We start from the raw sequence: 13,184 nt of genomic DNA on the forward strand, positions 1-13,184 counted from the left end.
TACTAAATATTAACTATAACGGCGGTAAATTATTGTTTAATAATTCAATTAACAAGTGTTAAAACTACTTCAAATAGTTTAGATTTTCTTATTGATAGCTACTAAATATAAAGAATATTGCTTATATAGTTAATAGAATTGATACTATAGAAATATATATCCAAGTCAAAGTCTAAGTCGAAGATTATTGTATGCATGGTTTATTTAAAACTTTATATTTTAATTTTGAGAATATAGTTACTATTTCTCTTAGCCTCTTTTAGCTAATTCAAAAGCTTCTTCTACAGTTGAAATTTTTCCTTCAATACAAGCTAGTTGAATCTCTGTTAGTAACTCGCCAATTTTAGGACTTGGCTTTAGATTTAACTGTTCAATTAAATCATGTCCAGTCACTAAAGGACAAGGATAGACTACTTGATCTTTAGGATCAAGATAACGATTAATTAAAGAGAGAATAGCAGAAGAATCTAGCCGCTTTGCTAAAGTTAAAACAGCTAATACTGGAAAAAATTCTCTTACTCTTAAAAAGAACAAGTACAATTCTCTTAAATTCATATTACCTTGATTTTTTTGCAATATGGGTAAATAATTTAGAGCCTTAGTTACCATCCTAATTTCAACCCGAGAATACTTTAAACTAACTAATTCTGACTCAGCTTTGTTGGGAATAGAAGAAGCTAAAATTGCTAATTTTGCTCGTTGAACAGTTAGAGGATAATATTGATAATTATCTAATTTATAGTCAAAAAACTGGCAGAAATTATTTGGGGTTAACTTTTCTTTTAATAAAGAAACTACTTGGTCAATTTTAATAAGTTGATCTAGTTTTTCCTCAGTTAGTTGTTTAAACCATGGATCTAACAAACCATCTTTAGCTGCATTAATTAAATTCTCACTTCCCCGAATATTTGATAATAAATGACTTAATTCATTTTGCACTCTTTCTACCGCAACTTGCTTAATCAAAGGAGCTAACTTACGAATGGTTTTTTTAGTTTCATATTCAATGGTAAAACCGAGTTGAGTGCTTTGACGATATGCGCGCAACAACCGTAAGGGATCATCTTTAAGATTTTTTGGAGATACCATTTTTAAAATCCCTTGTTTTAAATCTTGTAATCCGTGTAAAGGATCAATCAATTTCTGCTCATGAAAATTATAAGCAATCGCATTAATAGTAAAATCGCGCCGCTTTAAATCAATTTCTAAACTATTTCCTTCCTGTTGAGCAAAATCTACTGTTCCTTGTTTAAATACAACCCTAGCAATTTTTCTTTTTTGATCCAAAATCACGAATCCAGCATGATAATGATTTGCCATAGTTCTGGCAGTTTCTACAGCTAAATCCGGTAAAACAAAGTCTAAATCCAGATAATTTCTCGAACAATTAAGAAACGCATCACGAACCGCGCCCCCCACTAAAAAAGCAGTTGGAGGCAGCCACTTTAAACTAAACGGTAAAGAATCTGCCGATAAACAAGTTAAACCATTTTGCTGAATCATTATCTTAATAAAGATAAACTTAGAAAACTGCTTATCTTAGCCTTGCCTGAGTCAGATTGACAACAAGAAGATGGATAGAAGAGAGGGGTCTGTGTATTTTAGTTAACTGCTATTACATTAATCGCTGTAGCACCTATTATAGGGTGGAACTTAAGCACAAACAACCAAATTTAACCAGTCATGTACCTTTAAACCGATTGAACCTATCATCAACGTTAACATTCGTTTCAAAGATGATTACATCAAAATGGAGTGAGATGTGAGCGACTGTGAGAGTTTTCAAGAAGAAGCGGGTAGGTGGTTAAAATTACGTCCAGGGGAACTTATTCTCATATAAATCAGTCCGTCTTAATCTATAGTATTTCGATAAAGCTTAGGTTAGCGACTGTCGAAATTCCGATTGATGGCATATTTACTGTCTACTGATTTATGGAACAGCAATCAGTTATTGGAATTGATTTAGGGGGAACTGCTATCAAATTAGGGCAGTTTCTCAGAGATGGTACCTGTTTAAAGTCTTTAACGATTGCAACGCCCCAACCCTCTACTCCAAAGAAAGTTTTAAGGACGATGGTGGAAGCTATCAAGCAGCTTAGATTTTGTGAAACTTGTCATGCTTTGGGAGTGGGGACCCCCGGACCTGCTGATGCTCAAGGAAGAATTGCTAAAGTGGCTATTAACCTATCTGGGTGGCAAAATATCCCTCTTGCGGATTGGTTAGAAACAGAAACCGGACTTCCCACCACCATTGCCAATGATGCTAATTGTGCAGGGTTAGGGGAGACTTGGCTAGGAGCAGGTAAAAACTTCAAAAATCTGATTTTGTTGACTCTAGGGACTGGCGTAGGGGGAGCTATTATTCTTGATGGACACCTGTTTACTGGGCATTTGGGAGCTGCAGGAGAATTGGGATTGATTACCCTTAATTTCAATGGGCCTTTATGTAAAAGTGGAAATCAGGGGTCTTTGGAACAATATGCTTCGGTCCAAGCGATTCGTAGGATGGCACAGAAAGAACCAATTGAATTAGGGCAATTAGCTGCAAAAGGCAACCGAGAAGCCCTAAAATTTTGGAAAGATTATGGTCGTTTATTAGGGGCAGGATTAGCAAATTTAATATATATTTTAACCCCTGAAGCAATTGTTATTGGAGGTGGAGTAAGCGCGAGTACCCCTTATTTTTTCCCAGCCACTCTCTTAGAAATCAAACGGCGAGTTCTGCCTAGTTATAGAGAAGGATTACAACTAATTTCAGCTGAATTGGGGAATCAAGCGGGAATGATTGGGGCGGCCAAATTGGCTTGGAAAAAGGTTGATGAACTCACAAGTTAACGTTTATTCAAAAACATCTTTTTAATAAAAATTAGAATTATGATATATCATTTATTGATGATAGTTCTTATTTTTTAAAATTTTATTAATTCTTTGCATAAAAATACTTAAATAAATCTGTTGTACATTTATTTAAATACTCAATCTGACTAAATGATTAATAAAAGTTATTTTCTGTGGTGCAGAAGAATAATATTTTTTTTATAATTATTAATTATCTTATCGCTCAAAATTTGGAATAAATTTGTATTCTTAATACTAATATGTAAAAAACATATTTTATGACATTTGTACCTGCAATACATGTCTTATGCTCAAATTACGAATTGTAATCAAATGTTATTATTTCATTTCCATAAAAAATATTAAATTTATTAAGTATCAAAACTTAGACTATATTTTGAGAGTAAATTTGTCCTATTTTTTAACAAAGAAAATCTCTTCCACTAGACTTGCAGGATGTACCAATAATTAAATTTTAAATAAAAACATAAAATTATAAAAATTTACTCACCCCAATAATACTACTTTGTCTCAGCATAGATTTAATCAATAAAGTTGATTTAGGGTAAAACGACCATTCTAGCTATAAATTACCTAATTTTAATCAAATTAAATTTACTAAAGGTAACCTAATATTTAACCGACTATCATAAAGTAAAAATTTTACACTGGCTACTGTTAGCACAAAATAAACGCTGATGGTTTGAGTCCCTGAGTTTATATTTGTTCTTTTACACAAGGAACCGGCCACATTTAGTTATAAGGTCGATTAGGAGACCGATAAAAAGGCTTTTTGACAACTTTTGTCGGATATAGTTTACCCCTAACTTCTATCTCAAGTGTACTTCCCACTTTACTTAAAGCACGAGGAACATAAGCGAGAGCTATAGCTTTTTCTAAGGTGGGGGATAAAGTTCCACTAGTAACTTCCCCAACCTTGTTGCCGTCTGAAAATACTGGGTAACCATGACGGGCAATATGTCGTCCTTCCATCTGTAAACCCACCAGACGATGGTTAACTCTTTGGGCTTTTTGTTGTTCTAAGATCTTCCGTCCGATGAATTCTCCTTTAGAGTCAAGATGTACCAACCATGCTAAGCCAGCTTCTAGAGGAGTCGTACCATCCCCAATATCTTGTCCATACAGAGACATAGCCGCTTCCAACCTGAGAGTATCCCTAGCTCCCAATCCACAGGGAGTGACACCAGTTTGACATAGTGATTGCCAAAGTTCTTGTCCCACCTCTGGATCAACCATCACCTCAAAGCCATCTTCTCCCGTATAACCTGTGCGTGCGATAAAGGCAGATTTTCCTAAAATTGTTCCTTCTAGGTGTCCAAAAAACTTAAGTTGACTAAGATTCTCTTTCACTAAGGGCTGTAATTTTGAAATAGCTCGAGGACCTTGAATGGCAATTAAAACTTTTTCCTGGGATAAATCTTCAAAAGTAATTGTTTTTCTATCTAAATGTTCTAAAAACCAGGTTTTATCTTTCTGGGTTGTCCCTGCATTCGCAATAATAATGACTTTTTCTTTTCTAGTTTCCGTCTCCCCCTGATTATAAACAATAATGTCATCAATAATTCCCCCTTGCGAGTTTAGGAGTACTGTATATTGAGCTTGTCCTCGTTGTAACCGTTCTAAATCTGAGGGGACTAGGGACTGCAGTGATGAGAGTAATTGGGGTCCTTGGAGAGTAAATTTACCCATGTGGGAGATATCAAATACCCCAACATCAGTACGGACTGCCTGATGTTCAAGTTTAAGCCCCCTAAATTGAACAGGCATTTCCCACCCAGAAAATTCTGTTAGTTTGGCTTTTTGTTGAATGATCAGATCATACAGAGGGGTACGTAAGAGATCAACAGAAGAGTCTGATTTAGCCACGACTTTATAAAAGAATTAAGATGTAGAGAACATTATTATAACCGACTTTTACTAGTCTTCTTAATTTAAGGGGTCAAAGAATGGACAACATCGCCTTAGAATTACTTTGAATATTTTGAATATATAGAGAGCAGAGTGAGAATTCTAACGCTGTTGGCTTTGATGGTGAAGACATGTTAAACAACAACCTGAGTTGCTAACTTTCTGAGTTTGACTACGTTTGATTGAAGAGTCCACGCTGAGAAGAAATACTCAGCAAAACCAATTCTTCTCCGGAGATTTTAATAAAGTCTTCCGAACAGAAGTAGAACAATATTCTTCCCTAATTCATTTAACTCTCCTTCATAAACTGTTGGTGTAGGAGACAGTCGAAAAAATTGCTCCCCGTCCGTGGGCACTTCAACTAAAGTCCCTACGGACGGGGAATGTAACTGATAACGATTGTGAAGTTTTTACAAGTTAGTTAGAGTTATTAAATAAGTGGCGAAACTATCACGCAATATGCGTGTGATGGAATCATAGACTGTAAATAAGTTTTATTGTATTAAAGCTGTCACTATGTTCAGCTAAAAAGCTAAAAGATTAAATATTTATATTGAACCAAAGGCAATTATGTTAATTTCAAAATCTCAGGGAAATTAGGCTCTAAGGGGAACTAGTGTTTTTCCAGCGGCAAAATTGACTAAGGTTTTGACATCGAATGCCCTTCTTTGTGGAGATTAACCAGCATTCTCTGTGAGAACAATACAGGAGATTGTCCCAACATATCCCTTTGTTAAAACGTTAGACGAGGTAATCCAGAACAAATACGTTTATCTCAAAACAAATGTTGCTTCTTAGTAAGATTTTGAACTAATAAAAGAAATTGCTGTAATAAGTCTAAGCAAACATAACAGGCGTGGGCGATGTTGCAATCCACCCAAATATCTAAATCTCATCTGGTAAGGTTTATGGGAGCACAAGAACTTTAAAATTTATCGTCTTAATCCTAGGAGAAAAACCGACAACAGCACACTTCCTCCCTGAGCAGAAGATTCATCAATGTGCTTTAATTTTAGATATTTTTCTTGCTGACGGCAATAGAGAAGTGTATAGACATCTTGAAGGACTCGATAGGATCATGAACAAAGCTACCTTCTCTGGTAGATGACCAGTCGGTAATAATTCAACGGTTAGATTTTTGGATAGTCCAATCGGCGATCACCAGATAAAACAGCACACGTTAGTTGAATAAAAAGCAGAAGTTAGAGGTTTCTTATTCATGAACTCTCTCAGTTAGCCGTCTTAACAAGAAAGGAGATATAAGGTTTAGAACAAAACTGGCTCAGAAAGTTATTTATCTTTGTCCTTAAACCCACCAAAGTCCTTTAGTGAGCCGATCCATTTCCATGGTAGTCATCAGAATCATAGAATCCATTTTTTGTCCCGAAGAAGAGGCTAGAAACAACAAATAAACCTGTTAAAATTGCTAGAACTAATTTAACATCCATAATAATTGAGTAGTTTCTTACTTTGATTCTTTTATCTTAAACAATAACATAGTATAGCTGTTGATATTTTTGATGCTTTCAAAAATGATAACTTTCTTAAGAGTTCACGATTTGTTGAAAAAAGTCCTCCCTAGTAAATTCATCCACAGGGGAAGCAATGGGGACTTCTTCGACTTCTGGTAAAGGTTCTACTACCAACTCTTTCAACTCCTTAGAAGATTTAATACCACCGGATAGACGTTTAAGCAGTTTGGGACGAGGATCATGAAGTAGATAAATAATTTCATCATCTTGTTGCCAATCTTGAGTTGCTTTAACTACCTGTAAGCTTCCTTGTCGTTTGATTAACAGCGGTAAGAGTTCTCCAGATCGAATCAAGGCTTGAAAATGGGCTTGTTGTAAGGAAAGTCCAGGTTCTTTAAACTGAGTTTTCCCTAACTTAATTTGTTCTTCCTGTAAGTATTGATTCCAAGTTTTAATTAATTGTTGGTCTATGAAAGCTGCATTAACTTTAGTTTTGTTGGTCGTAGAATTATTAGGTGTATTACTCGGAAAGACTGCAAATACTCTAGGAGGTTGGAATTCCTCCACCGCTCGCTGAGCTAAGACGAGATTGACTTCTCCATTACTGGTCAACGCCATAAAATTCCCCATTGAGAAAATCCCTGCTTGTTCTAGAACGTCAGGATCGAGTCCACTGCTTTGAAATACTGACAAACCCTCGGCTTCAGCTTGCTGACATGCTTCAGGATCAGTATCAATTAACACCACAGACTCTCCCTGTTGTTGAAAGAGCCTTCCAATTAAGCGTCCTATGCCATTACCCCCGACAATAACTGCCCCTGTAGCCTCTATAGAATTAATCTTTAATGCTTTGGCAACCCAACGGGCTGATAATCCTTGAACAAAGACAGTCATCATAATCGTTAGGAATACTAGGGCTTTAATTGACTCTCCACCGTTAATCCCATTTTCTGTTAGTAAAATAGCAAATAGGGAAGCAACAGATGCTGAAACAATTCCTCGTGGGGCAATCCAAGCTAAAAAAAGTTTTTGTCGCCAATTAAGATCACTGTTCCATGTACACAGGGCAACACTGATCGGTCTGACCACTAACATTAGGATGAGAACGGTTAAAACACTTCCCCATCCCAAAGCAAAAATACTGTCAATGGAAAGATCAGCTGCTAAAAGAATGAAGAGAACTGAGACACAAAGAACGGTTAATTGTTCTTTAAACCGCCGCAATAAACGTTCTTCTGGGATGGAGGAAGCTCTAACCACAATCCCGGCAACTACAGTAGCCATTAACCCCGATTCACTGCGGCTGAGTTGAGCTAGGCCAAACAATCCCCAGACTCCCGCTAAAACTACCAGATTTTTTAAATCTTCTGAAATAAAACTAATATTTTTGAGTATAAAGCCAAGTAAAGCCCCACTAAGTCCTCCAATAATTGCCCCAATCCCTAATCGTAGGAGAACGCTACTAAAAATTTCTACCGGACTGGCATTACTGTTCAGAATAGTATCTAAAACTACCACTGCTAAGATGGCTCCTACTGGATCAATGAGAACTCCTTCGCTTTCGAGGAGAGTAGCTACTTGACGATCCACTGAAACCTGTTTGAGTAAGGGACTAATGACTGTAGGTCCAGTAACTACTACTAACGCCGCGTAGAGAAAAGCAATCGGCCAAGGAAATTCCACTAACCAATGGGCTGCCATGCCGCCACCAATTAAGGTAACAAGAATACCAATGGTGACGAGATTTTGTAAGCTACCTGATACTTTTCCTAAATCTCGCAGTTCTAGGCTTAATCCTCCTTCAAATAAAATAATAGCCACAGATAAGGCAACCAAAACTTCTAGTCCTACTCCTAGTTGATGAGGATAGAGAAAGTTCAAGACATCAGGTCCAAGCAAAATTCCAAACAGTAGTAAAAAAACAATACTTGGGACCTTGAAAAATTCAGCGGTCACTTGGGCAGTAATGCCAGCAAGAACAGTGATCACAATTTGCAGGGTCAGTTGAAACGATCCTTCCATAGGCTTACTTCAGTGGCCGGCAATGTTTAAAGAGACGATTACTATCGATGACTTTTAGCTTCAAATTAATAGCTTATTGCAGCTTCAAATTTTCCTTAAATATTAAAATAATAGGACTTTACAGTTTCATAGTCACTCTGGGTATTCTAACATTTAGATTCTAGAAGCCGTCACCTAGTCAACAATTAAATTAAATGATGGACCGATATTAGATATTGAATCCGATAAACGTGATTGGTTCAGCTTCTAGGGAACATTAAGATCATCTTAGTATTCACCTTAGTATTCTTTTTGTCTCCCATCTATCACCTTTATCTCCCTAAGATGAATCATCTGACATTTGTTTGGAATAAATCACAGGACCAAGGACCGCCAGAAAGTCACTGGCAAGAATTCTCGGTTTGGGCTGGATTATTCTTAGCAGCTTTCCCCCTATTTAGTTTTAATTTAGGGTTCCCTTTTCTCGACGGGCAAGAAAGTTTAGTGGCTCAGATGGCTAAGGAAATGGCACATAATAACTTTTTATCGGGTAGATGGCTTTTTCCGACTCTTTGGGGTGAATCCTATCATCGGCACCCCCCTTTAGGTATTTTTTTTGTTGCTCTTACTTACCTTTGGGGAGGGGTTGGAGAAGAAACAACCCGCTTGTCAAGTGGAATCCTAACTGCTTTTTCCATTCCTTTGCTCTATGGTCTTGGACGCGAAGCGTTCGGCAAACGAATGCCAGCTTTGTTTTCCGCTTTGATTTTTTTAACCCTGTTTCCTGTAGTGCGCCAAGGGCGGTCAGCTTGGTTGGATGGAACAGTTATTTGTTTTGAAATCCTCACAATGTGGTGCGTTTTGCGATTACGCCGAGATCTCCGTTGGTCTATTGGGGTAGGTTTAAGTCTTTCGTGTTTATTCCTCACTCAGGGAGTCATGAGCTTATGTACGAGTGTTGCTATTTTGCTTTTTCTGGGATGGGATACCCCACGAGTGTTAAACAGTGACTATTTTTGGCTAGGAATCATCCTGGGGTTAATACCAGCGATCGCCTGGTATTGTTGTCAATGGATTTCGTTTGGTTCAACTGCGATTGAGGGAATCTTTCTAGTTCCGTTTCAAGAACAAAAAAGACTGTTTCGAGGATTATGGGGTCTCTGCGGACTACAATTTGTCACTTTTTCTTTACCATGGTTAATTTTTGCCTATTCTGGACTGAAGTTGATCAGAGAATCTTTGATATGGGGATGGGCAAAATTAATTTTAGTTTGGGGCGGCAGTTATTTAATAATTTTTACTGTGTTACCTTTGCCTGGAATAAGCTATCTAATACCTCTTTATCCTCCTTTAGCTTTAGCAGGCGGACTTGTATTGGCAGAAGTTTTTGATGGGACAAGCAAACTCCCTTATCCAAAATTTTGGAGAATAGCTTTATTTGTTTTATCTGGGTTAGTTAGTTTAAGCTGTTTCAGTTTTTGGCTCAATTTTCCTGTCAATTTTGATGATTTATCCTATCGCTTGTCTTTAATCCTAATCCTGATTGCTGCAGCTTCTACTTTTGTTACAACAGCAATTTTCATCACTTGCCGTAATCGTCAGTTTGTCACCATATTATTTTTTGGAATGTATATGTCGTTGATGTTGCTAGTAAATTCTCCCTACTGGAATGGGGAAATTCAGTCTCAACAATCTATTCAACTCCTAGCGCAGATGTTAAAGGATAGGGTTCCTTCCCACGAAGTAATATATGCTGATTTAGCCCAAGAAAATCAAACTTTAAATTTTTATAGCGATCACCATGTTATCCCAACAACTGCTGAAACTCTTTCGCGATACTGGCATACTTTACCTGATTCCTATTTTCTCATTACCTTAGAAACTTGGCAAAAACTTCCCCTGGAACAGGTTGACCTGTTGGATGAAGTCTTTCCCAATTGGTATTTAGTTACCAGAACTAAAAATTAAGTCTTCGGATATAATTCAAGTTAACCATAAGAAAAAGGAAATTTAAAATAGTGGTAATTCTCATTTTGATTAATTTTTTTTAGTATAAAGCCGTTTATTTTATATCCGACTACTTATAACTTGTATAAATTATTTGTTGATTTATAATAATTTCCGAGATTTAGTATGATTAAGTTTGGTAGGCAAAATACCAGTTTAATAAGACTCTCTTGATAAACTTATTAAAATTAGTTAAGCCATAAGTTTTTATTTAAATAAATCTAATTTTTGAGTACTCTCTTCCACCACTCCTTAGAGAATTCAATTGTTAAAATACACTTTGATGTCGTCACTTCATCCACTTATTAGGCAAAAACTATTCAGAAAATTTTGAGTAGTAGTTTGTATCTATTATGGGAATTTATCAAAAGCCTCATCACTCGTCAATCATTGTTCTAGTTTCAACAATATCTTTTATCTTTTCTAAGACTTGAGACATGTTTTTCTCTTACTCTTTCCATTAGAATATCTATCCGATGTCATTTTAATCTTAAAAAGTTTTGTTAACAATTCTCTTTTCATAGAAAATCCACAAATTTATACTGACATATCTTATTTAGCTAAGTACCTCTGAATTCGAACCGAACAAATATTCTGCTATTATCTTTTTGTTTATTTTGTTCTGAGCAGACTATCGGTTTTTCACCTTCCATATTCACCAATACTGCCACATATTTTCTTTCCTTTAATTGCTCAGAGCATAAGCTCTACAAAAAGATTATAGCTGACTAGATTAGGAAATGCTTTTTTGCATGTAATGGCAAAAACCCGTAACGTATAACCTTCTTTAAAAGAAAGTAATGTTCGCGGTTGTGACTCACTGTTTATATCAAGGATAGAAGTGCTCTAAATTACAAAACACTTTAGTAGTATCGAGATAATATTTTATATCTATATCATCAAAATCTAATAAAATGCCACTCATCTCATTAAGCTATTGCTTTTTTTTCTGTCGACAAATTTCCGTCAAACTATTTTTTAAGTAGGGCGGGTTACGCATAAGAGCTATTTTAAACAGAAACTAATAAGTTTTCTATTCGTGCTGTAACCCACCAAATTAGCCATCATACTCGATTTTAACGTCGTTTAAATGCTCATAATTGCCACCAATAAAGGTAGCAATTATGAACATTTAACTATTTGATAAAAGCTTAGACATCATAGTATAAGGCAAACTCATAAGGATGAGGACGCACCCGTAAAGGGTTAACTTCATTGTCGAGTTTGTATTCAATCCAACTCTCGATAAAATCCTTAGTGAAAACTCCCGTATTCGTTAAGAATTCCTGATCCTTTTCGAGTGCTTCTAGCGCTGCCTCGAGAGAGCCTGGAGTTGAAGGAATCTTACTTAACTCTTCAAGGGTGAGATCGTAGATATCCACATCTAAAGACTGCCCTGGATCAATTTCATTCTTAACTCCATCAATTCCTGCACACAGCATTGCTGCAAACGCCAGATAGGGGTTGCATGTGGCATCAGGACATCGGAATTCCATCCGCTTGGCTTTAGGGTTAGAGCCCGATAAAGGAATACGGATAGAAGCCGAACGGTTCCCTTGAGAATAAGCCAAGTTAACAGGAGCCTCAAATCCAGGAACTAGACGTTTATAAGAGTTAGTGGTCGGATTAGTAAACGCCAACAAAGCAGGAGCGTGTTTAAGGATGCCACCAATGTAATTCAAAGCCATTTTGCTCAAATTCGCGTAACCGTCACCCCAGAACAATGGCTGTCCATCTTTCCAGATAGACTGGTGAGTGTGCATCCCAGAACCATTGTCATTAAACACGGGTTTGGCCATAAAAGTCACGGTTTTCCCATATTTCTTCGCCACATTTTTAATGACATACTTGTAGGTCATTAAATAATCTGCTGCTTTAACGAGGGTAGCAAAACAAAAACCTAATTCATTTTGTCCCCCTGTAGCCACTTCGTGGTGGTGTTTCTCAATTGGAACTCCACATTCAGCCATAGTTAGCAGCATTTCTGTCCGCATATCCTGTAGGGTATCTATTGGAGGTACAGGAAAGTAACCCTGTTTGTAGTTGGGTTTGTAGGCGAGGTTTCCACCTTCTTCTTCCCGTCCCGTATTCCAGCGCCCTTCCACACTGTCTAGGTAGTAATACCCTTTATTCTCAGTTTGGTCAAAACGAACGTCATCGAAGACAAAGAATTCAGCTTCTGGTCCAAAAAGAGCGGTATCGCCAATCCCTGTCGTGTTGAGAAATTCAACTGCTTTAGCAGCAATAGTACGAGGATCGCGGCTGTACCATTCTCCTGTACGAGGTTCTTTGATACTGCAAATTATACTGAGGGTTGGTTCTTCATAAAAGGGATCGATCCAAGCTGTAGTCGGATCGGGAACCATTACCATATCAGACTCGTCGACAGCTTTCCATCCTCGAATACTCGAGCCGTCGAAGGGAACTCCATCGACAAAAGCACTTTCATCAATTTGATTGTAGTAGAACGAGCAATGTTGCCAAACTCCTGGAGTATCAATGAATTTCAGGTCAATAATTTTTATGTTTTTGTCTTGAACCATTTTCAAGACTTCTTGAGGGGTTTTAGCCATGGACGGACTCCTATTTTATTAAGCCTCAAACCACCAACCCTAAAGATAGGTAACAAGATATTTTGTATTCTATGATACAGGCATCCTTGTTTAAATCTGTAGATAATACAAAGTTTTGAAGCTACTCTGCAGCCTGACTAAGTAGTCGGACACAAATGAACAACACCATGTTAACGTAAATTCGACAAGTTTTGAAAATATTTTTATTTTTCTCTTATTTCGTACTTCGTGGAGCATCCTCATAACCCCATTTTGTTCCATCAATAAATTGTTGTACGAACTGTCGAGGGAGTCCCTTGTAAATAAATGGCAAATGACAATTTTCTGCTCCTTCTACCTCATTGCTAACAATTTAATCTCATTA

Annotated in this window: 7 protein-coding genes and 2 pseudogenes; 3 read left to right on the forward strand and 6 right to left on the reverse strand. The window is 37.0% G+C overall.

Annotated features, from left to right (window positions below):
- Positions 1-249: 249 nt before the first annotated feature.
- On the reverse strand, positions 250-1,503 hold the full coding sequence (locus tag P3F56_RS08460; protein WP_281152434.1) for a CCA tRNA nucleotidyltransferase: 1,254 nt from the start codon (positions 1,501-1,503) through the stop codon (positions 250-252).
- An 89-nt stretch (positions 1,504-1,592) separates the two neighbouring features.
- Between P3F56_RS08460 and P3F56_RS08465 the strand changes: the two are divergent.
- A pseudogene (locus P3F56_RS08465) lies at positions 1,593-1,840 on the forward strand (Ycf34 family protein).
- A 92-nt stretch (positions 1,841-1,932) separates the two neighbouring features.
- Positions 1,933-2,835 (forward strand): ROK family protein, encoded by a 903-nt coding sequence (locus P3F56_RS08470; RefSeq protein WP_281152435.1) that lies wholly within the window; start codon positions 1,933-1,935, stop codon positions 2,833-2,835.
- A 756-nt stretch (positions 2,836-3,591) separates the two neighbouring features.
- Here the strand turns inward: P3F56_RS08470 and gcvT are convergent.
- The 3 genes from gcvT to P3F56_RS08485 form a co-directional block, all read right to left on the reverse strand.
- Positions 3,592-4,725: a glycine cleavage system aminomethyltransferase GcvT gene (gene gcvT / locus P3F56_RS08475; protein ID WP_281152436.1), complete on the reverse strand. Its 1,134-nt coding sequence runs from the start codon at positions 4,723-4,725 to the stop codon at positions 3,592-3,594.
- Between the two features lie 1,367 nt (positions 4,726-6,092).
- Entirely contained in the window at positions 6,093-6,215 is a 123-nt protein-coding gene (locus P3F56_RS08480; protein WP_281152437.1) for a hypothetical protein, read from the reverse strand.
- 96 nt (positions 6,216-6,311) lie between these two features.
- Entirely contained in the window at positions 6,312-8,261 is a 1,950-nt protein-coding gene (locus tag P3F56_RS08485) for a cation:proton antiporter (protein WP_281152438.1), read from the reverse strand.
- A 324-nt stretch (positions 8,262-8,585) separates the two neighbouring features.
- On the opposite strand from P3F56_RS08485, the gene P3F56_RS08490 reads away from it, so the two are divergent.
- Positions 8,586-10,208: an ArnT family glycosyltransferase gene (locus tag P3F56_RS08490; protein WP_281152439.1), complete on the forward strand. Its 1,623-nt coding sequence runs from the start codon at positions 8,586-8,588 to the stop codon at positions 10,206-10,208.
- Positions 10,209-10,946: 738 nt separating this feature from the next.
- Here the strand turns inward: P3F56_RS08490 and P3F56_RS10655 are convergent.
- A pseudogene (locus P3F56_RS10655) lies at positions 10,947-11,042 on the reverse strand (IS982 family transposase); the annotation flags it as partial.
- A gap of 356 nt (positions 11,043-11,398) precedes the next feature.
- A complete protein-coding gene (glnA, locus tag P3F56_RS08495; RefSeq protein WP_281152440.1) occupies positions 11,399-12,820 on the reverse strand; it encodes a type I glutamate--ammonia ligase in 1,422 nt (473 codons plus the stop codon).
- Positions 12,821-13,184 lie beyond the last annotated feature (364 nt).

This window comes from cyanobacterium endosymbiont of Epithemia clementina EcSB (assembly GCF_029919255.1).
Taxonomy (GTDB): Bacteria; Cyanobacteriota; Cyanobacteriia; order Cyanobacteriales; family Microcystaceae; genus Rippkaea.